Origin of the sequence: Streptomyces sp. NPDC001594, from assembly GCF_042893675.1 — a bacterium.
Classification (GTDB): domain Bacteria; phylum Actinomycetota; class Actinomycetes; order Streptomycetales; family Streptomycetaceae; genus Streptomyces.
In genome coordinates this window covers 18,962-38,589 of record NZ_JBIAVB010000027.1, presented here as the reverse complement: position 1 = coordinate 38,589, position 19,628 = coordinate 18,962, and the positions used below count along the sequence as shown (strand labels likewise).

Annotated in this window: 22 protein-coding genes; 10 read left to right on the top strand and 12 right to left on the bottom strand. The window is 72.8% G+C overall.

Annotated elements, in window-relative coordinates; genetic code table 11:
- Positions 1-5: 5 nt before the first annotated feature.
- The gene (locus ACFY0O_RS35775; protein WP_388954786.1) at positions 6-191 is read right to left on the bottom strand and encodes a hypothetical protein; all 186 of its coding nucleotides are present in this window, start codon (positions 189-191) and stop codon (positions 6-8) included.
- A 313-nt stretch (positions 192-504) separates the two neighbouring features.
- On the opposite strand from ACFY0O_RS35775, the gene ACFY0O_RS35770 reads away from it, so the two are divergent.
- Positions 505-2,580: a HelD family protein gene (locus tag ACFY0O_RS35770; RefSeq protein WP_388954783.1), complete on the top strand. Its 2,076-nt coding sequence runs from the start codon at positions 505-507 to the stop codon at positions 2,578-2,580.
- A 189-nt stretch (positions 2,581-2,769) separates the two neighbouring features.
- Here ACFY0O_RS35770 and ACFY0O_RS35765 read toward each other — a convergent pair whose 3' ends face one another.
- Positions 2,770-3,462 (bottom strand): copper homeostasis protein CutC, encoded by a 693-nt coding sequence (locus ACFY0O_RS35765; protein WP_388954780.1) that lies wholly within the window; start codon positions 3,460-3,462, stop codon positions 2,770-2,772.
- 109 nt (positions 3,463-3,571) lie between these two features.
- Here ACFY0O_RS35765 and ACFY0O_RS35760 point away from each other — a divergent pair, with 109 nt between their 5' ends.
- Together ACFY0O_RS35760 and ACFY0O_RS35755 are read left to right on the top strand one after the other, a co-directional pair.
- Positions 3,572-4,258, top strand: coding sequence for a hypothetical protein (locus ACFY0O_RS35760; RefSeq protein ID WP_388954777.1), 687 nt, complete (start codon positions 3,572-3,574; stop codon positions 4,256-4,258).
- Between the two features lie 88 nt (positions 4,259-4,346).
- Positions 4,347-5,570: a Cmx/CmrA family chloramphenicol efflux MFS transporter gene (locus ACFY0O_RS35755; protein ID WP_388954885.1), complete on the top strand. Its 1,224-nt coding sequence runs from the start codon at positions 4,347-4,349 to the stop codon at positions 5,568-5,570.
- On the opposite strand, the gene ACFY0O_RS35750 is transcribed toward ACFY0O_RS35755, so the two are convergent.
- Together ACFY0O_RS35750 and ACFY0O_RS35745 are read right to left on the bottom strand one after the other, a co-directional pair.
- Positions 5,567-5,839 carry a DUF4031 domain-containing protein gene (locus tag ACFY0O_RS35750; protein WP_388954774.1) on the bottom strand — a complete coding sequence of 91 codons (273 nt, stop codon included), beginning with the start codon at positions 5,837-5,839 and terminating at the stop codon, positions 5,567-5,569. The two genes, ACFY0O_RS35755 and ACFY0O_RS35750, sit on opposite strands and share 4 nt — an antisense overlap.
- A 7-nt stretch (positions 5,840-5,846) precedes the next feature.
- Positions 5,847-6,224 (bottom strand): hypothetical protein, encoded by a 378-nt coding sequence (locus tag ACFY0O_RS35745; protein ID WP_388954771.1) that lies wholly within the window; start codon positions 6,222-6,224, stop codon positions 5,847-5,849.
- Between the two features lie 208 nt (positions 6,225-6,432).
- Between ACFY0O_RS35745 and murQ the strand changes: the two genes are divergently transcribed.
- Together murQ and ACFY0O_RS35735 are read left to right on the top strand one after the other, a co-directional pair.
- On the top strand, positions 6,433-7,356 hold the full coding sequence (murQ, locus tag ACFY0O_RS35740) for an N-acetylmuramic acid 6-phosphate etherase (protein ID WP_388954768.1): 924 nt from the start codon (positions 6,433-6,435) through the stop codon (positions 7,354-7,356).
- Positions 7,357-7,383: 27 nt separating this feature from the next.
- Positions 7,384-8,877, top strand: coding sequence for a PTS transporter subunit EIIC (locus ACFY0O_RS35735; RefSeq protein WP_388954765.1), 1,494 nt, complete (start codon positions 7,384-7,386; stop codon positions 8,875-8,877).
- Between the two features lie 25 nt (positions 8,878-8,902).
- Here the strand turns inward: ACFY0O_RS35735 and ACFY0O_RS35730 are convergent, their stop codons facing one another.
- Positions 8,903-10,303 carry a hypothetical protein gene (locus ACFY0O_RS35730; RefSeq protein ID WP_388954763.1) on the bottom strand — a complete coding sequence of 467 codons (1,401 nt, stop codon included), beginning with the start codon at positions 10,301-10,303 and terminating at the stop codon, positions 8,903-8,905.
- A gap of 137 nt (positions 10,304-10,440) precedes the next feature.
- Between ACFY0O_RS35730 and ACFY0O_RS35725 the strand changes: the two genes are divergently transcribed.
- Positions 10,441-10,641 (top strand): hypothetical protein, encoded by a 201-nt coding sequence (locus tag ACFY0O_RS35725; RefSeq protein ID WP_388954761.1) that lies wholly within the window; start codon positions 10,441-10,443, stop codon positions 10,639-10,641.
- A gap of 57 nt (positions 10,642-10,698) precedes the next feature.
- On the opposite strand, the gene ACFY0O_RS35720 is transcribed toward ACFY0O_RS35725, so the two are convergent.
- A complete protein-coding gene (locus ACFY0O_RS35720; protein ID WP_388954759.1) occupies positions 10,699-11,364 on the bottom strand; it encodes a hypothetical protein in 666 nt (221 codons plus the stop codon).
- Entirely contained in the window at positions 11,361-11,579 is a 219-nt protein-coding gene (locus ACFY0O_RS35715) for a hypothetical protein (protein WP_358895965.1), read from the bottom strand. The genes ACFY0O_RS35720 and ACFY0O_RS35715 overlap by 4 nt, the downstream gene beginning before the upstream one ends.
- 115 nt (positions 11,580-11,694) lie before the next feature.
- Between ACFY0O_RS35715 and ACFY0O_RS35710 the strand changes: the two genes are divergently transcribed.
- Both ACFY0O_RS35710 and ACFY0O_RS35705 read left to right on the top strand, forming a co-directional pair.
- Positions 11,695-12,528, top strand: a complete 834-nt coding sequence (locus tag ACFY0O_RS35710; RefSeq protein WP_388954756.1) for a Scr1 family TA system antitoxin-like transcriptional regulator — start codon at positions 11,695-11,697, stop codon at positions 12,526-12,528.
- Positions 12,512-12,766 (top strand): DUF397 domain-containing protein, encoded by a 255-nt coding sequence (locus tag ACFY0O_RS35705; protein WP_388954753.1) that lies wholly within the window; start codon positions 12,512-12,514, stop codon positions 12,764-12,766. Before ACFY0O_RS35710 ends, ACFY0O_RS35705 begins: the two co-directional genes overlap by 17 nt.
- 7 nt (positions 12,767-12,773) lie before the next feature.
- Here the strand turns inward: ACFY0O_RS35705 and ACFY0O_RS35700 are convergent, their stop codons facing one another.
- The 3 genes from ACFY0O_RS35700 to ACFY0O_RS35690 are packed head-to-tail and all read right to left on the bottom strand — an operon-like array spanning position 12,774 to position 15,218.
- Positions 12,774-13,757 carry a hypothetical protein gene (locus tag ACFY0O_RS35700; protein ID WP_388954750.1) on the bottom strand — a complete coding sequence of 328 codons (984 nt, stop codon included), beginning with the start codon at positions 13,755-13,757 and terminating at the stop codon, positions 12,774-12,776.
- 50 nt (positions 13,758-13,807) lie between these two features.
- Entirely contained in the window at positions 13,808-14,548 is a 741-nt protein-coding gene (locus tag ACFY0O_RS35695; protein ID WP_388954747.1) for a beta-glucanase, read from the bottom strand.
- Positions 14,549-14,603: 55 nt separating this feature from the next.
- Positions 14,604-15,218, bottom strand: coding sequence for a phosphoribosylanthranilate isomerase (locus ACFY0O_RS35690; protein ID WP_388954744.1), 615 nt, complete (start codon positions 15,216-15,218; stop codon positions 14,604-14,606).
- Positions 15,219-15,476: 258 nt separating this feature from the next.
- Here ACFY0O_RS35690 and ACFY0O_RS35685 point away from each other — a divergent pair, with 258 nt between their 5' ends.
- Both ACFY0O_RS35685 and ACFY0O_RS35680 read left to right on the top strand, forming a co-directional pair.
- Positions 15,477-16,409: a hypothetical protein gene (locus tag ACFY0O_RS35685; RefSeq protein ID WP_388954741.1), complete on the top strand. Its 933-nt coding sequence runs from the start codon at positions 15,477-15,479 to the stop codon at positions 16,407-16,409.
- A gap of 59 nt (positions 16,410-16,468) precedes the next feature.
- Positions 16,469-17,047, top strand: a complete 579-nt coding sequence (locus ACFY0O_RS35680) for a Uma2 family endonuclease (RefSeq protein ID WP_388954738.1) — start codon at positions 16,469-16,471, stop codon at positions 17,045-17,047.
- A gap of 78 nt (positions 17,048-17,125) precedes the next feature.
- Here ACFY0O_RS35680 and groL read toward each other — a convergent pair whose 3' ends face one another.
- Positions 17,126-18,745: a chaperonin GroEL gene (groL, locus tag ACFY0O_RS35675; RefSeq protein WP_045950713.1), complete on the bottom strand. Its 1,620-nt coding sequence runs from the start codon at positions 18,743-18,745 to the stop codon at positions 17,126-17,128.
- A 354-nt stretch (positions 18,746-19,099) separates the two neighbouring features.
- On the bottom strand, positions 19,100-19,306 hold the full coding sequence (locus tag ACFY0O_RS35670; protein ID WP_008743607.1) for a cold-shock protein: 207 nt from the start codon (positions 19,304-19,306) through the stop codon (positions 19,100-19,102).
- Positions 19,307-19,628: the final 322 nt, after the last annotated feature.

Genomic DNA, 19,628 nt, shown 5'->3' with positions numbered 1-19,628 from the left:
GCAGGTCAGCGGCGTATGACGCCCGCGTCCTCGGAGTACTCGCCGAGGACGGCGACGCTCACGACGGCGGCCGCGAAGACCCTCACGGCGCGCAGGGCGCCGCCGACGCGGTGGCGGGGGTGGTGGGAGGCGGTGGCGGTGGCGCCGCTGGGGCGGCCGCCCTCGATCGGGGTGGAGGTTGCGGTGCTCATGGATCCATGGTGCGTTTTCCCGCCGCCCCGCACATCGGTCTGGAGAGCCAACCTCAGCGGCCCCCGGCTCCTCCTCACGTCCCATGGCTTCCCCTAGGGCTCTGCCGAAGGTCTGACACTCCCGGGTATGACACCCGTTCGGGGGTACCGGCGGCCCGGGACCTTCGTCCCGTAAATCCATTCGCGCCACCCGCCGCCCGCTGACTAGAATCTCCGCTCTTGCCGCCTCCCGCCGCCGTACCGGGGAGAGCCGCCCGCCGGCCGGAAACCGGTGGGTTTCTGTTCCGCACCGAAAGCCGCTGGAGGCAGTCCCGTGCCCGCGCACGCCCCCGACACCACCCCCGACACCGCCGGCCTCCTCGGCCGTGAGCGGGCCCACCTGGCCGCCTCCCGCGCCGCCCTGCGCGCGATGCGCGAGGACGTCGAGGCCCTCGACATCCGCGACGTCACCGCGAACTGGGTCAACGCCGTCGTCCTCCAGGCGCAGATCGACGACCGCATCAAGGCCCTGGCCGACCTCTCCCACACCCCGCTGTTCTTCGGCCGCCTCGACTACCTCCACGCCCCGGGCGCCGACCTCGCCGAGGGCGCGGGCGGCGAGCAGTTCTACATCGGCCGCCGCCACGTCCACGACGCCGACGGCGACCCGATGGTCATCGACTGGCGCGCGCCCGTCTCCCAGCCGTTCTACCGCGCCTCGAAGGCCGACCCGCAGGACGTCGCCCTGCGCCGCCGCTTCGGATACACCGGCGGCGACCTCACCGCCTACGAGGACGAGCACCTCTCCGACCCCGGCGAGGCGGCCGCCGTCAGCAAGCTGCTCCAGCAGGAGATCGAGCGCCCCCGCGTCGGTCCGATGCGCGACATCGTGGCCACGATCCAGCCGGAGCAGGACGAGATCGTCCGCGCCGGCCTGTCCGGCTCGGTGTGCGTCCAGGGCGGTCCCGGCACCGGGAAGACCGCCGTCGGCCTGCACCGGGTCGCGTACCTGCTGTACGCGCACCGCGAGCGGCTCGCCCGCACCGGCACGCTCGTCATCGGGCCGAACCGTTCCTTCCTGCACTACATCGAGCAGGTCCTGCCGGCCCTGGGCGAGCTGGAGGTCCAGCAGGCCACCGTCGACGACCTCGTCGCCCGGCCCGGCCTGGAGGTGCGCGGCACCGACGCCGCCGCGACGGCCGTGGTCAAGGGCGACGCCCGGATGGCGGAGGTGCTGCGCCGCGCGGTCCGCTCCCACGTCAGCGCGCCCGCCGAGCCGCTGATGGTGGTCCGCGGTTCGCGCCGCTGGCGGGTGCCGGCGTACGAGCTGGAGGAGATCGTCACCGAGCTCCAGAACCGCGACATCCGCTACGGCGCCGCGCGCGACGCGCTGCCGCAGCGGATCGCGCACGCCGTCCTCGTGCGCATGGAGCAGGCGGGCGAGGCGCCCGACGACCGGGTGCAGGACGCGGTGGCGCGCAACGCGGCGGTGAAGGCGGCGGTCAAGGCGGTCTGGCCGGCGGTCGAACCGGCGAAGCTGGTCCTGCGCCTCCTGTCCGACCCGGAGTTCCTGGCGGAGCACGCCGAGGGGGTGCTCTCGGAGGACGAGCAGAAGCTGCTGCTGTGGCAGAAGCCGTACCGGAGCGTGAAGTCGGCGAAGTGGTCGGCGGCGGACCTGGTGCTGATCGACGAGGCGGCGGACCTGGTGGAGCGGACGCACTCGCTCGGGCACGTCGTCGTCGACGAGGCGCAGGACCTGTCGCCGATGCAGTACCGGGCGGTGGGTCGGCGCTGCACGACGGGCTCGGCGACGGTCCTCGGCGACCTCGCGCAGGGCACCACCCCGTGGGCCACGCGCAGCTGGGCGGAGGCGCTGGGGCACCTGGGGAAGCCGGAGGCGGTGCTGGAGGAGCTGACGGCGGGCTTCCGCGTACCGCGCGAGGTGATCGCGTACGCGTCGCGGCTGCTGCCGGAGATCGCGCCGGGGCTGGCGGCGGTGTCGTCGGTGCGTGAGACGCCCGGTTCGCTGACGGTGTCCGCGTCGGCCCCGGACGAGCTGGTGGCGGACGTGATCGGCGCCTGCCGGGACTTCCTCGCGCACGAGGGCTCGGTCGGGCTGATCGCGGCCGACGCGCGGATCCCGGTGCTGGCGGAGGCGCTGGGGGCGGCGGGGCTGGCGTACCTGTCGCCCGGCGAGGAGACGACGGCCGAGTCCCGGCTCACGCTGGTTCCGGCGTCCCTCGCCAAGGGCCTGGAGTACGACTACGTCGTGCTGGACGAGCCGGCGGCGGTCGTGGACGGCGAGCCGGACGAACGCACGGGGCTGCGGCGCCTGTACGTCTGCCTCACCCGAGCCGTCTCAGGCCTCACGGCCCTCCACGCCACCCCCTTGCCGGAGGCCCTGGCGTAGCCGCTGCGCGGGGCGAGGTCTGGATTTCGCTGCGCGAAATGCCAGCCCCGCCGGCGTTTGAGGCGCGGGGTCTGGGGCGGAGCCCCTGGGGGCACCTCCCAGCGGTAGCTGGGGGAGAAACGGAGAAGGGGCGGGGCGGGGACAGGCTCCGCGCAGCGGCACCCGCACCCGGCACCCGCAGGCCCCCGCCTACCCCAGCGCCGCCCGCCACTCCGCGACGGCCGCCGCGGAGACCGGGCGGGCCCACCCGGAGGGACGGGCCGCGCCGCCGATGTGGAAGCCGTCGATGCCCGCCTCCCGCAGCACCGGTACGTGCGACAGCGTCAGCCCTCCCCCGACCAGGATCCGCGGCCCGTACCCCGGCTCGCCGCGCCGGCCCGCCGCGGCTTCCGCGATCAGGACGCCCAGCCCGTCCGGGACCCCGGCCGCCGCGCCGGCCGTCAGGTACGTGTCCAGCCCCGGCAGGTCGGCCAGCGCCTTGCGCAGCCCGTCCCGGTCCGCCGCGCGGTCGATCGCGCGGTGGAAGGTCCAACGGCAGCCGTCGAGCTCCGCCAGGACGGCCTCGACCGCCGCCAGGTCGGGGCGGCCGTCCGGGTGGAGGAAGCCGAGGACGAACTCCTCCGCCCCCTCCGCCCGCAGCTCCCGCGCCGCCCTGGCCAGCCCGGCGACGTCACCCGCCGCGAACCCGTCCGTCAGACGGAGCATCACGCGCAGCGGGATGTCGACCGCCGCCCTGATCGCCGCGAAGGTCTCGCGCGACGGGGTGAGCCCGTCGGCCGCCATGTCGGTGACCAGTTCGAGTCGGTCCGCCCCACCCGCCTGGGCGGCGACCGCGTCCTCCGCGTCGAGGGCGATCACCTCCAGGAGCGCACGGTTGCTCATGTGATCCCATCCTTCGGAACATAGGGAAAATAGGTCTAGTCCAATATCAAGGGTACGGTCCCCGACCCACCCACCACCAGCACGATCACGCCACCCCCACAATGTCCGCATGGACACCCACACGGACGACGACACCGCCGCCCTGCGCCGCCGCTGGGCCGCCACCGCCGCCGCGGCGGGCGCCGACCAGGACCCCGCCCCGTACGCCGACCGCCTCCTCGCCGCCTGGGCGGAGCCCCAGCGCCGCTACCACACCACCGCCCACCTCGCCGACGTCCTCGCACGCGTCGACGTGCTCGCCCCGCACGCCGCCGACCCCACCGCCGTCGAGCTCGCCGCCTGGTTCCACGACGCCGTCTACCGCCCCGACCGCTCCGAGAACGAGGAGCGCAGCGCCGCCCTCGCCGAACGCGCCCTCCCCGAACTCGGCGTCGGCCCCGCCCGCACCGCCGAGGTGGCCCGCCTGGTCCGGCTGACCGTCACCCACGACCCCGCCCCCGGCGACACCAACGGCGAGGCCCTCTGCGACGCCGACCTCGCCGTCCTCGCGGGCGACCCCGGCAACCCCGACGCCTACGCCGCCTACGCCGCCGCCGTCCGCGCCGAGTACGCCTTCGTCCCCGACGAGGCCTTCCGCACCGGCCGGGCCGCCGTCCTGCGCCAGCTCCTCGACCTGCCCCGCCTCTTCCGCACCCCCTACGGCGCCGCCCACTGGGAGGCCCCCGCCCGCCGCAACCTGGCCACGGAACTGGCCGAGCTCACCACCCCGACCCGAGACCCGCGCCCCGGGACCTGACGGACGCCCCCGCCGCCGGGGAATTCCGCCCGGCCCGCCCCGGTTCGTCAAAGACATGCCCCCGACCTCAGCGAACGCCCCCTCCCGCATGCCCGTCGCCGTCTACGTCCTCGGCCTGTCCGTCTTCGCGCTCGGCACCAGCGAGTTCATGCTGTCCGGGCTCCTGCCGCCCATCGCCGAGGACATGCACGTCTCCATCCCGCGGGCCGGCCTGCTGATATCCGCCTTCGCGATCGGCATGGTCATCGGGGCCCCGCTGCTGGCCGTCGCCACCCTGCGCCTCCCGCGCCGCACCACCCTCGTCGCCCTCATCAGCCTCTTCGGCCTCGGTCAGGTCGCGGGCGCGCTGGCCCCCTCGTACGGGTTCCTCTTCGCCTCCCGCGTGGTCTCGGCCCTCGCCTGCGCCGGCTTCTGGGCGGTCGGCGCGGCCGTCGCCATCGCCATGGTCCGCACCGACCAGCGGGCCCGCGCCATGTCCGTCATGATCGGCGGCCTTTCCATCGCCAACGTCCTCGGCGTCCCCGCCGGCGCCTTCCTCGGCGAGCAGTTCGGCTGGCGCTCGGCGTTCTGGTCGGTCGGCGCCGCCTCCGCCGTAGCCCTCGCCGGGATCCTCGTCCTCATCCCGAAGATCCCGCTGCCCACCGAGCGGCCGCGCCTGCGCCGCGAGCTGGGCATCTACGCGGACCGCCAGGTGTGGCTGGCCGTCGCCGTCACCGCGCTCGCCGCGGGCGGCGTGTTCTGCGCCTTCAGCTACCTGTCCCCGCTGCTCACCGACACGGCCGGACTGGGCTCGGCGTGGGTGCCGTGGGTCCTCGCCCTCTTCGGCGTCGGCGCGCTGGTCGGCACCACCGTCGGCGGCCGGATCGCCGACGGCCGCCTCTTCACGGTGATGATCTGGGGCATCACCGCCTCCACCGCCTTCCTCACGGCCCTCGCCCTGCTGGCCTCCGTGCAGCTGGCGGCCGTGGCCCTGTCCTTCCTGCTCGGCGTCTCGGCGTTCTTCACCGCCCCGGCGCTCAACGCCCGCATGTTCAACGTCGCCGGCACCGCCCCCACCCTCGCCGCGGCCACCACCACCGCCGCGTTCAACCTCGGCAACACGGGCGGCCCCTGGCTCGGCGGCACGGTCATCGACGCCGGCCACGGCTACGCCGCCACCGCCTGGGCGGGCGCGGCCATGACCCTCACCGCCATCGCCCTGACCCTGCTCGCCCTACGCATCGACCGCCGCACGCGGGCCCACGCGACCCGTCTGGTGACCGGTTCGACCGCCGACCCGCGCGCGGCCGAAGCCACGTCCAGCCCCCGCTAGGACGCCGCCGGGCGGCCCTTCGGGCGCCGCAGGCCCGCCTCCGTGAGCCGCCGGACCAGCTCCTTGCTGCCGATCTCCACCGCCCCCGCGCCCACCGCGTCCGCGTACCGGTGCGACGGCACGTCGTAGTGGTCCCGTTCGAAAGCGCGCGGCGGGCAGCCGATGCCGGCCGCGAAGGCGTGCAGCTCCTCGTACGAGACGTCGCTGACCATGTGCGACCACAGGCGCCCGTGTCCCGGCCAGACCGGCGGGTCTATGTACACCGTCACGGGCGGCTCACCGGCCCGGATGGAAGACGGGGCCGAGACCGCCCACCGCCGCCACCCTCACCCCGGCCTCCGTGCACACCCAGTGCGGATCGGGGCCCAGCTCCGGCTCCACGTCCAGCGCGTGCGGCTCCCCGTGCTCGCACACCGGGCACAGCGGCCAGCGCCCGTACTTCTCCAGCAGGGCGTCCTTCACGTCCTGCGCGACGAGTCCGGAGAGATAGTTGACCCCCTCCGGCCACTGCTCCACCCACCACCGGCGGTGCGTGACCGAGTCCTCGACGAGGGAGACGACATCGGCATCGGCGACCTCACCGGCGGCGAGATCGGCGAGAACCAGAGCACGGGCGACATGCAGCGCCTGTTCCAGGGGGGTCGCGTGGTCCATGGGCTCATTCTGACCCCTCACCCCCGCAAAAGGGGAGGGTGTGCCTGCCGCGCCCGGCCCGGCGCACCGCCCCCGGTCCCCTCCCGGTGCCACCATGGCTGACACCGGAAAGCCCCGGCCCCGCCGAAACCGGCACGGAACGACCCCAGAGCACCCCAGAGCCAGCCACCCCGGAACCACGCAGAGCCACCGCCCGCAGGAGCCCGCCATGACCGCGTACGCCGACCTCCGCGCCCAGCTCGACACCCTCACCACCGAGGCCTTCCGCCCCGAGCTGGCGGACATCGACCGGCTCCCCACCCTCGAGATCGCCCGGCTGATGAACGCCGAGGACGCCACCGTCCCCACCGCCGTCGCCGCGCAGCTGGAGCCCATCGCCGCCGTCGTCGACGCCGTCGCCGCACGGATGGCCCGCGGCGGCCGGCTCGTCTACGCGGGCGCCGGCACCGCCGGCCGGCTCGGCGTCCTCGACGCCAGCGAATGCCCGCCCACCTTCAACACCGACCCCGCCCAGGTCGTCGGCCTGATCGCGGGCGGCCCCGGCGCCATGCTCCAGGCCGTCGAGGGCGCCGAGGACTCGGCCGAGCTGGCCGCCGAGGACCTCGCCGCCCTCGCCCTGACCGCCGAAGACACCGTCATCGGCGTCTCCGCCTCCGGCCGCACCCCGTACGCGATCGGCGCCGTCACCTTCGCCCGCAGCCGCGGCGCCCTCACCGTCGGGCTCTCCTGCAACGCCGGCTCCGCCCTCGCCGCCGCCGCCGCGCACGGCATCGAGGTGGTCGTCGGCCCCGAGCTGCTCACCGGCTCCACCCGGCTGAAGGCCGGCACCGCGCAGAAGCTCGTACTGAACCTGATCTCGACGGTCACCATGATCCGCCTCGGCAAGACGTACGGGAACCTCATGGTCGACGTCCGCGCCACCAACGAGAAGCTGCGCGCCCGCTCCCGCCGCATCGTCGCCCTGGCCACCGGCGCACCCGACGCAGAGATCGAGGCCGCGCTCACCGCCACCGGCGGCGAGGTCAAGAACGCGATCCTGGTCCTCCTCGGCGGAGTCGACGGCCCCACCGCCGCCACCCTGCTCACCGCCGCGCACGGCCACCTGCGCGAGGCCCTCGCCGCCGCCCGCTGATCCCCCCACACACCACAAGGCGACCGCATGTCCCCTGACGAGAACCGCGACAAAAACCGCGCCACCGCCGCCGCCATCCTGCCGCTGGTCGGCGGCCCGGACAACATCGGCTCCGTCGCGCACTGCATGACCCGCCTGCGGCTCGGCCTGCACGACCGCACCCTCGTCGACGTCCCCGCCCTGCGCGCCGTCCCCGGCGTCCTCGGCCTGGTCGAGGACGAGGCCACCTGCCAGATCGTGCTCGGGCCGGGCGCCGTCGCCCGGGTCACCCCCGCGTTCGAGGCCCTCGTCGCCGAAGGGCGTACGGCTCCGCCCGCACGGCCGCCCGTCACCGCTCAGGAGCTCGCCGCCCGGGGCGCGGCCCTGAAGGACGCCCGCACGGCCCGCAACGCCACCCCGTTCAAGCGGTTCCTGCGCCGGATCGCGAACGTCTTCGTCCCGCTGATCCCCGCCCTCATCGGATGCGGGATCGTCGCCGGCCTCGGCGGGCTCCTCGCCAACCTCGGCGCGTTCCCCGCCCTGGTGCCGGCGCTGGCCGCGATCGGCTCCGGGTTCATGTCCCTGATCGCCGTGTTCGTCGGCCACAACACCGCCAAGGAGTTCGGCGGCACGCCCGTCCTCGGCGGGGCCGTCGCCGCCGTCGTCGTCTTCCCCGGCGTCGCCAAGGTCGACGCCTTCGGGCAGCACCTCTCCCCCGGCCAGGGCGGGGTCCTCGGCGCCCTCGCCGCCGCCCTCCTCGCGGTCCGCGTCGAACGGTGGTGCCGCCGCCGGGTCCCCCAGGCCCTGGACGTGCTGCTCACCCCCACCCTCACCGTGCTCGTCCCCGGCCTGGTCACCCTCTACGGCCTGATGACCGTCGCGGGCGCCCTCTCCACCGGCATCGGCACCCTCGCCGACCGACTGCTGGCCACCGGCGGCGCCGTCGCCGGCCTGGTCATGGGCGGGCTGTTCCTCCCCCTGGTGATGCTCGGCCTGCACCAGGCCCTGATCCCCCTCCACACCACCCTCATCCAGCAGTCCGGGCACACCGTCCTGCTGCCGATCCTCGCGATGGCCGGCGCGGGCCAGGTCGGCGCGGCCCTGGCCGTCTACTGCCGCCTCCCGCACAACCTCTCGCTGCGCGCCACCATCAGGTCCGCGCTCCCGGCCGGGCTCCTCGGCGTCGGCGAGCCGCTGATCTACGGGGTCTCGCTGCCGCTGGGCCGCCCCTTCGTCACCGCCTGCGCGGGCGGCGCGGCGGGCGGGGCGTTCATCGGCCTGTTCAACCAGCTGGGCATGGCCTTCGGCGCCACCGCCATCGGCCCCTCGGGCTGGGCCCTGTTCCCGCTGCTGGACGGCACCGCCGGACCGGCCGCGACCCTCGCCGTGTACGCGGGCGGCCTGCTGACGGGCTACCTGACGGGTTTCGCGGCCACGTACTTCTTCGGCTTCACCCGCCGGATGCTGGACGAGCTGAACGCCGACCCACAGCCCACGCCCACGGCCCACCCGGGACCCACGACGGAACCGGCCTTGACCTGACGGCCTCGACGGGTGCGCGCCTGAGTCACCGGACCGGGCTCGCGCCCTTCTCGGTGGCGCCGGCCTTTTCCAGGAGCTCCCGGTAGGGCATCTCCGCCACGGCGCCGCGCACCTGCGAGAGACCGTACCGCTCACTGGCCTCTTCGTTCGCGATGGGATTGCGGGGGTCGTACACGAGCCGCTTGTCCGGCGGCGACACGTCCACGACGACGAGCGGATTCTCACCGCCCACCCGCCACAGGGTGACGCGCTGCGGGCCGCGGGTCACGTTCAGGATTTCGCTGCTGTTCGATATCCCGGACTGGTACCTGTACTTGGCGGGGGCGGGATCCCCCTTCTGGTAGTCCTTCCTGAGCTCCTTCTCACCCGTCCTGGAACGCACGTAGGCCGAGGGCAACTTCATTCTGTCCTTCCTGATCACGTACACCTCGGTCCGGGCCCTGATCGCGTCATATTTACGAGGATCGGTACCCGGTATCTCGATGACCGCGTCCTGGGTGACGTCTTCCCCTGGATTCAGCACCCGGCCGACCGGCTCGACGAAGTCGCCGGCATAGATCAGCTCGCTTCGGGGAGGCCCGCTGTCGGCCTTCTTGCTCGCAGCCACGCCATGGATCCAGTAGATGCTGCCGAGGACGTAGACGGGCACCTGACCGGCGTTCTTCACGTACAGATGGACCGTCACGTACACCTTTTCCGCCCCCTTGGCCATGCTCGGCTCCTTGAACTCGGCCCCGCTCTGGATCAGCGGCGTCATCACCCAGGGGACATAGATCTGCGCATACGCCAGATTGGCGCTGGCGAGAAGGATGGAGACGACCACCCCGATCGCGATTTTCCTGGGAATGCGGAGCCCCCTCCACGCCCCGCATTCGAAAAGTCCGAGCAGTGCCAGCAGAGACCAGGTACCGAGCGCCATACCGATCACGGTGTAACGGGTGAACCGCTCGCCGATCTGCAGCAAAAGGAGGGTTGCACTGCAGAGGAGGGTGATCACGACTCCGACCAGAACGACCACCCCCGAGTAATGCCACCGCCGATTTCCCCAGTAGTCGACGGCGGCCACCACGGCCACCACCTCCACCAAGGCCACGACAAGGACGCTGAGTCCCGCGATGCGCCCCCCGTACGTCACCGCGGAGCCGCTGTCCGATATTCCGATCTGGAAGAGCGGCACGGCCGTCGCGAGGAGGCCGACGGCCACGAAGAGGCACAGGCCCCGTCGCAACCAGGCCTCATCCGGCCAGGCATCGATGTCCCCGCCGCGCCAGTTGATCTCGTGTCCCGGTTCCACCCCGACACGGTCCAGGATTCTTCGGAGTTCCTTGAGGGACCGGGCCTTGCCCACGCGCTTGCCGCCTACCCAAACCTGGCGGAAGCCCAGGTCATCAGGCGCCCTCACGGTGATCTCGGGCGTGCTGGCCATAACACCAGCCTGCCGCTCTACCGCGGGCGGCGCCCCTCGTGCGCCCCCTTGTGCGCCCCCCGAGGGTGCGCACGACGCGCCGCAGAGGGAGGCTGGTGTTGACGTGTTGGTGTCACTCGCCCCCCGCAGGAGCTCCCATGCGTGCCCGAATCCTCGCCCTCGCCGCCGCCCTCGTCCTGGCCGCCCTCGGCGCCGCAGTCCCCGTCGCGCAGGCCGCCCTACCGGCCGTCCCGGGACCGACGTGCGAGGCCACACAGGGAAGGCTGCAGTACGACTCCGCGACCGGCGTGTGGAACTGCGTCGGCGGCGAGCACGACGGCGAACGCATCACCAGCTGAGTACGCCTCGGCCCGGCACGGCGTCCCGCTCGCTCCCGCGCCCGTCGCCCCTCGCCCTCACCGGACCGGCCCGGCGACGGTCCGCAGGAAGCGGACCAGGTCCTCCACCGAGTAGCCCAGCTTCGGCCCCCGCTCGGCCGCCATCAGGAGCAGCTGGCCGACGGCCTCCGCGCCCCAGCCGTCCGCGCCGTCCGCCGCCCACTCCTCCACCCGCGCGACGGCGAGGTCCGCCATCAGCAGCCCGTACCCCTCCCCGACCTCCGCGCAGGTCGCGGCGACCGCGTCCAGCAGCCGCGCCCCCGGCCGCTCGCAGCGCAGCGCGAAGCACCCGGCGGCCTCCTCGGGAACGCACCCCTCGGGCGGCCGCGCCCGCAGCCCCGCGTAGCGCGGGTCGTCGGGCGCCGGGCACTCGCCCACAGGCCTGTGGACCAGCGTGAACCGGTGCCACCCCGGCGGCGCGGGCGGCTGCGGCCGCCAGGCCGTGAGCCCGAAGGCCTCGTGCACGAGCGCGGTCGCCTCGTCCGCCGTCCCGGCCGTCCGCGCCTCGCGCCGCTCCCCGTCGTCCCCGACGGCGGTCCACGGCCCGGCGTCCCCGTCCCGCCACACCCGTACGCAAAGCCCCGCCCCCTTGCGCCGCCAGCCGCCGCCCACGGCCGCGTCCAGCCCGCGCAGCCGCCACCCCAGCTCGAACGCGAACTGCGCCGCGTCCACCGCCTCGCTCACGCGCCCGTCCGCTCGTGCAGGACGGCGGCCAGCCGGAGCGCGGTGTCCAGGTTGCAGCGGCCGAGGTCCACCAGCGGCAGCCCGTACGACCCGGCCGCCGAGACGCCGTCCACGTCCAGCGAGGGGAAGGTGACGCCGACCCCGGCGAGGGACTCCTTCAACTGCCGCACGGCCTCCTCGGCCGCCCGCATCCGCTCCTGGGGCGTGAGCACCATGACATGTCACCTTTCTACTCTGAGTATTCATCTCCCCTACACAGCGTGGCGACACCCCCGCTAGCCTTCAAGGTGGGCCACCGCATCAACCGCAGATGTTGGACCGGGAGTTGCCATGCCAGGAAAGAACCTCGACCCCGCCTCACCCCGCGCCCTCCTGGGCGCCGAACTCCGCGTAGCCCGCGAACGCGCCGCCATGAGCCAGGCCGGCCTCGGCGAGAAGCTGTTCGTCAGCGGCTCGTACGTCGGCCAGATGGAGGCGGGCACGCGCCGCATCACCCCCGAACTCGCCGCGTCGATAGACGGGATCCTGGGGACCAACGGCTTCTTCGCCCGCAACTGCGCGAAGCAGGGCAAGTCCAAGTACCCCGACCACTTCGTGGAGGCCGCCGAGGCGGAAGCGGAGGCCCTGGCCATCCGGGAGTACGCGCCCCAGCTGATCCCTGGGCTGCTCCAGACTGAGGCCTACGCGCGAGAGATGTTCCGCGCCGGGCTTCCGACGGCGCCGGAGTCGGACATCGATGAGCTGGTCGCCAACCGGCTGGACCGCGCAGCGGTACTCGCCGACCCAACAACGCCCATGTTGTGGTGCGTCCTTGACGAGACGGTCCTGCGTCGTGCGGGCGACAGCAAGGCGGTGGTGGCCGAGGTGCTACGCCACATCGCCGCCCTGATCCGCAGGCGCCGGATCATCGTTCAGGTACTCCCGTTCAGCGCGGGCATGCACGCCGCCATGGAGGGCTCCCTCAAGCTGATGTCGTTCGAGGACGCGCCCCCACTCGCCTACATCCAAGCCATGGGAACAGGCCAGCTGTTGGACGATCCGGCCACTGTCGCCGACCACGCCCTGACCTACGATCAGCTCATGGCCAACGCGCTCCCACCGCGTAAGTCCCTGGCCTTGATCGAGTCGGTCGCGGAGGATTACGAACATGACCAGCATGCTTGAGTACGACCTCGCGACGGCTGCCTGGCACAAGTCCAGCTACAGCGGCGGCAGTGGCGGCGACTGCGTCGAGATGGCCACCTGGCGCAAGTCCACCTACAGCGGAGCCAGCGGCGGGGACTGCGTCGAGGTGTGCGACGCCCACACCGACCTCGTCCCCGTCCGGGACTCCAAGGTCCCGGGCGGCCCGCACCTCGTGTTCCGCGCATCGGCCTGGGGGACCTTCATCGCGGCGCTCTGACGGGCCCTCAAGGCGGCAGCAGCGCCAGTAGGGCGACCCTGGCGACGGCGGGGCCCGGCAGGATCCCCGTGTAGCGGCCCGCGTCGGTGAAGGCGATGTAGTCGCCCTCGTCCAGCAGGGCCGCGCGCAGCCAGGCCGCGTCCCCGTCCGTGCGCTCCAGCGCCCGCGTGTGTAGGACCGGGGTGAACAGCTGCTCCAGCTGGGGGACGTCGAGCTCGTGGGGCAGGGCGTCGAACCCGCTCACCGCACGGGCCAGCAGCTGTTCCTCCAGGAACGGGCTGAGGGTCTCGCGCGGTGGCGGGTGGGTCAGGTCGCGCATGCCCTCCAGGCCGAGCTCCTTCATCAGCCGCGCCGCCGGCCCCGGCCCCGACGCCTCGGCCATCCGCACCCCCGCGGCCTGGCCGGAAGCCTCCAGGTACGCCTTGCGCAAGGCAGGGTCGGCGTCCTGGAGGCGTTCGAGGAGGTCGGACGGGCGGGCCCAGCCGATGAACTGGCCCGGCCTGCCCTGGCGCTGGGCGGTGAAGACGACGACCGGGGGCCGGCCGAGCCGGGCGGCCGCCGCGCACAGCAGCAACAACCGGTGCTCCCACCAGGCGTGGCCGTCCTCCAGGTCCACGACCACCACCTCGGCGCCGCGCAGCCCCCGCAGCGGGGCCACGGCCCGGTCGGAGGCCAGGTTGCGGGGGACGGCCGGCCCGCGCCGGGTCCCGGCCGCCGCCGTGAGGGAGGCCTTGACGCTGCCGGGATCGACGCCGCTCGACGCGACCCCGCTGAGCACCACCAGCAGGACGGGCAGCACGCTCAGGCCGACGATGACGGCCAGCACCCACCCCGGCGACACGGCCCCCAGGCCCAGCGCGTTCCGCGCGGCACCCCAGGCCCCCGCCAGCACGACCAGCAGTACGGGGACCAGCAGCACGGCCGCCCGTACGCCGAAGGGCCAGAACGCCAGGGCCGCCTTCGCCTTGCTCGACCTGCGGAGCGAGTCCACGCGACCCATTATCGGCCGCCCCGCCGATCACCGCCCGGGGAGACCGGGGCTCAGGGCCGGTAGACCCGCAGCTCCGACACCTCGTACGACATCTCCGTCTGCTCCGGGCCCGGCGCCGGGTGGTACCTGCCGGCGGACACGGACAGGTTGACGATGAGGTACGCGCGCCAGCCGCGTCCCACGCCCCGCCCGTCGGAGAAGGCGCGGGTGCCGCCCACCCACCAGACGACGGACCGCTTACCGAACTCGACCCTGAGGTCGATCCAGGCGCCGGGGCGGACGGACGGGTCGCGGTAGTAGCGGTGGGCCTCGCGGACGTGGTTGGAGAGTTCGAGGAGGTCCGGGTTGTCGGGGTGGTACTCGAAGACGTCGATCTCCTGGCCGCCGTCCCGCCAGGTCCAGATCGCGGGCCAGGCGCCCGTCTCGGTGGGCAGCCGGACGCGGGCCTCCAGGACGTCACCGGTGCGGACCATGAAGCCCTGGTCGCTGCCCTCGGTGGTGAGCAGCCCGGTGTCCCAGTTCCCGTCGGGGCGGCGGGTGGCGCGGAAGGTGCCGCCACGGCTGTAGGCGGGGTCGGCGGTGAGGTGGTCGAGCTTGTTGTCGCCCGGGTTGACCGGGCCGCCGTCGGGATAGGCCCAGGAGCGGCCCGCCACCCATTGGGCGGTGGAGGTGAAGTCGGCGGTGAGGACGGGGGCGCCGCGCGGCGTGAACACCGGCCGGCCCCCGCCGCCCGCCGTGGGGAGGAGGCGGCCGGTCAGGCGGCGCAGCCATCCGGAGTGGTCCGATTCCATGAGGGTGTCCTGCCCACTGTGCGGCCCGACACCCCTCCTTTCTCACTCAGAGTAATCATACGATCGCGCGGGCGGCCTCGATGAAGGCCCGGATCAGCTCGGGGGACTTCACGCCGCGCTCCCGCTCGACCCCGCTGGAGACGTCCACACCCCAGGCGCCGGTCGCGGCGACGGCCTCCCCCACATTGCCGGGACCCAGCCCCCCGGCCAGCAGCCAGCGCCCTTCAGGGGCGGTGAACTGCGCCGATCCCCAGTTCCAGGGCTTGCCGGAGCCGGGGTCGGGGGCGTCGATCAGCAGCAGGTCCTCCCCGTACTCGCCGCAGCGCGCGACGTGCTCGGCGGTGGCGCGCAGCAGGGTGCGGCCGGGCGCGCGCAGCGCGTCGTAGTACGCGGCGGGCTCGTCACCGTGCAGCTGTACGCCGCGTACGCCGCTCTCCTCCGCGAGCCGGCGCACTTCCTCCAGCGGCTGCTTCCGGAACACCCCGACGGTGAGCACCCCGTCCGGCACCCGAGCCCCGAGCTCGCGCGCCAGATCGGCGGTGAGGGTACGGGGGCTGTTCGGGGCGAGGACGAACCCGACGGCGTCGGCCCCCGCCTCCACCGCCACATCGACGTCCTCAGGCGTCTTCAGCCCGCAGATCTTGACGAAAACGCTCTTCCCGTCGCTCATACGGCCAGTCAACCACCCCGCCCGGGGCTCAAGCCCCGAGGGTCCGAGCGCTTTGTCTGTGGAATGGGTGGTGGGCGGAGCCCACCACCCACCACCCTCCCCAACCGGCGGCCATACCAGGCCAGATGACGATCCGTGACCGGCTTGCCACACAGGGCTAACAGGCCCTACCTTGCGGCTGGAAACGAATTCGGCCCCCGCCGGTGCGCCAACACCGAACGAGGGCCTGACCAAACGAGATCGGACACAACGATCCCCATGGATGCCAGCCAGCTTAGTGCTGCCCCGCACCCCCTCGCCAAGCCCGGCTACGGAAAAATCGCCGCCCCGGAGCAAGCGCCCCGCACCGCCCGCGACTTCGCGCACCTCCCGGCCCGGGAGGCGGCCGTCGCCGGGTACCTCGACCGGCTGCCGGACGGCGCCGACATCAGCGTGAAGACCCTCGCGGCGGTCCTGCCCCTGGGGGGCCAGTGCGCACTGCGCACCGCCCTCAACCGGCTGGCCACCGCCGGGCACCTGCACCGCGTACGGCAGCGGCTGCCCGGGGAGGCCACCCGGTGGGTCACCCGTACCTACTTCTCCCGCACCGCCCGCGACGGCGCCTGGTGGGCCCGGTTCACCCAGAGGGATTCCCCCGCACCGACCGCCCCACCACCACTCCCCCAGGCACCCCCGCCCCCACCACACACCCCGGCCCCGTCACAGCCACCGCCCCCAGCCGCCCCCGGCCCCGGGCCTGCCCCTGACCCCCGCCCCAACCCCGGCCCCGCCGCCTACGGCATCCTCGCCTCGCTCGGCCGCGTCGCCCCCGCCCTCGCGCTCTCCAAGGCCGACTGCACGGCCCTGGCCCCGCTCCTCGTGCCCTGGCTGGACCGGGGCATCACCCCCGACCGCATCCGGCTCGCCCTCACCGCCGGGCTGCCGCCCGTGGTCCATCACCCGGCGGCCCTGCTCCGCAAGCGCCTGGAGGCCAAGCTCCCCGCCGCACCGCCCGCCCCGGCCCCGGCGACGCCCCCGGTCCGCGCCGAATGCACCGAATGCCGCGCGCCCGGCCCGCCCACCGCCTTCACCGAGGGCCGCTGCCGCGCCTGCCGCCCGCAAAGCCCCCGCCCACCCGTCTTCACCCCGACCCTCACCCCGGCCGAGGTCCGCGCCCACGCGGCCCGCGTCCGCGAAGGGAACCGCCGATGACCAGTCCCCCGCTCCGCCGCCGCCGAACCCGGGCACCATGGTGTCGAGGAGGCGACGCCATGACCCCCAGCACCGCCGCACACGCCCAGATGTCCCTGAAGGACTTCGAGACGCTGGCAAGCCGCGCACCCGAGACCGTCACGCTCGAATTCATCAACGGAAGGCTGGAGGTCAAGCCGGTGCCTGACGGCGACCACGACGAGATCATCATGTGGGTCGCGGACCAGTGCATGGCGCACCGCCCCGACCTGCGCTTGTACCGCGAGCGCGGGCTCCGCACCGAGCAGTACCGCAACGGCCGCGCCCGGCCCGATGGCGTGCTCGCCCCGCAGCGGCACTTCGCCGGCCACGGCGAGTGGTCCGATCCCGCAGGGGTCCTGATGGCCGTCGAGGTCACGTCGCACGACCACGACACCGAGGCCCGCGACAGGCAGGAGAAGCACGAGGGATACGCACAGGCGGGCATTCCCGTGTTCCTGTTGATCGACCGTGACAGCGACACCCTCACCGTCTACAGCGAGCCGGAAGGCGGACACTACCGCCAGCAGGATTCCTGCCCATACGGCGGAACCCTCGCACTCCCCGAGCCGGTCGGGTTCCCGCTCACCACCGAGGAGCTCAAGGACTACGCCCACTGAAACGCCCGAGGGCGGCACCCCCTCCGCAAGGAAGGGGTGCCGCCCTCGTTCGAGAACAGCCGATCAGCGCGGGGCCGATCAGAAGTCCATGTCACCGCCCGGCATGCCGCCCGGAGCGGCGGCGGCCTTCTCCGGCTTGTCGGCGATGACGGCCTCGGTGGTCAGGAACAGCGCGGCGATGGACGCGGCGTTCTGCAGCGCGGAGCGCGTGACCTTCGCCGGGTCGATGATGCCCTCGGCGATCATGTCGACGTACTCGCCCGTGGCGGCGTTCAGACCGTGGCCGACGGCCAGGTTGCGCACCTTCTCCACGACGACGCCGCCCTCGAGACCACCGTTGACGGCGATCTGCTTCAGCGGGGCCTCCAGCGCGAGCTTCACGGCGTTGGCGCCGGTCGCCTCGTCACCGGTGAGCTCCAGCTTCTCGAAGACCGAGGAGGCCTGCAGCAGGGCCACGCCACCGCCGGCGACGATGCCCTCCTCGACGGCCGCCTTCGCGTTGCGAACGGCGTCCTCGATGCGGTGCTTGCGCTCCTTGAGCTCGACCTCGGTCGCGGCGCCGGCCTTGATGACGGCCACGCCGCCGGCCAGCTTCGCGAGGCGCTCCTGGAGCTTCTCGCGGTCGTAGTCCGAGTCGGAGTTCTCGATCTCGGCGCGGATCTGGTTGACGCGGCCCTGGACCTGGTCGCTGTCACCGGCACCGTCGACGATGGTGGTCTCGTCCTTGGTGATGACGACCTTGCGGGCGCGGCCGAGCAGGTCGAGACCGGCGTTCTCCAGCTTGAGGCCGACCTCCTCGGAGATGACCGTGCCGCCCGTGAGGATGGCGATGTCGCCGAGCATGGCCTTGCGGCGGTCGCCGAAGCCCGGGGCCTTGACGGCGACGGACTTGAAGGTGCCGCGGATCTTGTTGACGACCAGGGTCGACAGGGCCTCGCCCTCGACGTCCTCGGCGATGATCAGCAGCGGCTTGCCGGACTGCATGACCTTCTCCAGGAGCGGCAGCAGGTCCTTGACCGAGCCGATCTTGGAGTTGACGATCAGGATGTACGGGTCGTCGAGGGACGCCTCCATACGCTCCATGTCGGTGGCGAAGTACGCCGAGATGTAGCCCTTGTCGAAGCGCATGCCCTCGGTGAGCTCCAGCTCCAGACCGAAGGTCTGGGACTCCTCGACGGTGATGACGCCTTCCTTGCCGACCTTGTCCATGGCCTCGGCGATGAGCTCGCCGATCTGGGTGTCGGCGGCGGAGATGGAGGCCGTGGAAGCGATCTGCTCCTTGGTCTCGACATCCTTGGCCTGGGCGAGCAGGGCGGCGGAGACGGCCTCGACGGCCTTCTCGATACCACGCTTGAGGGCCATCGGGTTGGCACCGGCGGCCACGTTGCGCAGACCCTCGCGGACGAGCGCCTGGGCAAGGACGGTGGCGGTGGTCGTACCGTCGCCGGCGACGTCGTCCGTCTTCTTGGCGACTTCCTTGACCAGCTCGGCGCCGATCTTCTCGTACGGGTCCTCGAGCTCGATCTCCTTGGCGATGGAGACGCCGTCGTTGGTGATCGTGGGCGCACCCCACTTCTTCTCAAGGACGACGTTGCGACCCTTGGGGCCAAGGGTGACCTTGACGGCGTCGGCGAGCTGGTTCATGCCACGCTCGAGACCGCGCCGGGCCTCCTCGTTGAACGAAATGATCTTGGCCATCTGAAGTGGTCCTCCAGGACTGGGGTTCCCCCCACGCCGCCAAGCGTCAGGGGAGGGTGGATTGCTCCGGACCGCGCCCGCGCCCGCGACGGACGGCCTGCCGACCCGGCGGTTCCTTCCCGCCGGACCCTGCGGGCCTCACCGGCCCGGTCCTCGTCTTGTAGCACTCTCACCCGGAGAGTGCTAACGCCAATGATTAGCACTCGGCCCCCACGAGTGCAAGCGGCTTCGAGACATGCCGGGCCGGCGTGCGCGCCGTACCGGTCCGGGACATACGTGAGGGGCCCGCATCCCGGCCGGGATGGGGGCCCCTCACGTGTTGGTGCGTGCGTCGGTGGCCGATCGCGCTTCGACTCAGCCGGCCGCGAGCTTGACCATGTCAGCCTGCGGACCCTTCTGGCCCTGCGAGATCTCGAACTCGACCCGCTGACCCTCTTCAAGGGTGCGGTACCCGTCCATCTGGATGGCGCTGTAGTGGACGAACACATCCGCGCCACCGTCGACCGCGATGAAGCCGTAGCCCTTCTCCGCGTTGAACCACTTGACGGTGCCCTGAGCCATGCCTAACTCCCCTATTACTGGCCCTTGCGCAGGTCCGCACTTCGCGGACCCGGGTCAGAACTTGCGCCGGAACGCCTCGACCGGGGCTGAATGTATCCGCACCGCTGCTGTCTGCAACAGGTCATTCCGACGAGAAATCTGGACACGCGCAAACGTGGAAATGGGCTGAAAAGTTGGCGTATTCCTGGGCAAGTCGGGCCAGACGAACCGCACCAATGCCCCAAAAGGCGCACGCATGTTGACTCAATGTCAACCCTCATACAGCCCGTTCATATGCGGCGGGCAAGAACAGCGGAGGGGACTTCCCCAACTCTACCGCGCC

Coding starts and splice junctions, on each gene's coding strand:
- ACFY0O_RS35775 (WP_388954786.1), bottom strand. CDS start 191: ATGAGCACCGCAACCTCCACCCCGATCGAGGGCGGCCGCCCCAGCGGC.
- ACFY0O_RS35765 (WP_388954780.1), bottom strand. CDS start 3,462: ATGAGCAACCGTGCGCTCCTGGAGGTGATCGCCCTCGACGCGGAGGAC.
- ACFY0O_RS35760 (WP_388954777.1), top strand. CDS start 3,572: ATGGACACCCACACGGACGACGACACCGCCGCCCTGCGCCGCCGCTGG.
- ACFY0O_RS35755 (WP_388954885.1), top strand. CDS start 4,347: ATGCCCGTCGCCGTCTACGTCCTCGGCCTGTCCGTCTTCGCGCTCGGC.
- ACFY0O_RS35745 (WP_388954771.1), bottom strand. CDS start 6,224: ATGGACCACGCGACCCCCCTGGAACAGGCGCTGCATGTCGCCCGTGCT.
- murQ (WP_388954768.1), top strand. CDS start 6,433: ATGACCGCGTACGCCGACCTCCGCGCCCAGCTCGACACCCTCACCACC.
- ACFY0O_RS35735 (WP_388954765.1), top strand. CDS start 7,384: ATGTCCCCTGACGAGAACCGCGACAAAAACCGCGCCACCGCCGCCGCC.
- ACFY0O_RS35730 (WP_388954763.1), bottom strand. CDS start 10,303: ATGGCCAGCACGCCCGAGATCACCGTGAGGGCGCCTGATGACCTGGGC.
- ACFY0O_RS35725 (WP_388954761.1), top strand. CDS start 10,441: ATGCGTGCCCGAATCCTCGCCCTCGCCGCCGCCCTCGTCCTGGCCGCC.
- ACFY0O_RS35715 (WP_358895965.1), bottom strand. CDS start 11,579: ATGGTGCTCACGCCCCAGGAGCGGATGCGGGCGGCCGAGGAGGCCGTG.
- ACFY0O_RS35710 (WP_388954756.1), top strand. CDS start 11,695: ATGCCAGGAAAGAACCTCGACCCCGCCTCACCCCGCGCCCTCCTGGGC.
- ACFY0O_RS35705 (WP_388954753.1), top strand. CDS start 12,512: ATGACCAGCATGCTTGAGTACGACCTCGCGACGGCTGCCTGGCACAAG.
- ACFY0O_RS35695 (WP_388954747.1), bottom strand. CDS start 14,548: ATGGAATCGGACCACTCCGGATGGCTGCGCCGCCTGACCGGCCGCCTC.
- ACFY0O_RS35690 (WP_388954744.1), bottom strand. CDS start 15,218: ATGAGCGACGGGAAGAGCGTTTTCGTCAAGATCTGCGGGCTGAAGACG.
- ACFY0O_RS35685 (WP_388954741.1), top strand. CDS start 15,477: ATGGATGCCAGCCAGCTTAGTGCTGCCCCGCACCCCCTCGCCAAGCCC.
- ACFY0O_RS35680 (WP_388954738.1), top strand. CDS start 16,469: ATGACCCCCAGCACCGCCGCACACGCCCAGATGTCCCTGAAGGACTTC.
- groL (WP_045950713.1), bottom strand. CDS start 18,745: ATGGCCAAGATCATTTCGTTCAACGAGGAGGCCCGGCGCGGTCTCGAG.
- ACFY0O_RS35670 (WP_008743607.1), bottom strand. CDS start 19,306: ATGGCTCAGGGCACCGTCAAGTGGTTCAACGCGGAGAAGGGCTACGGC.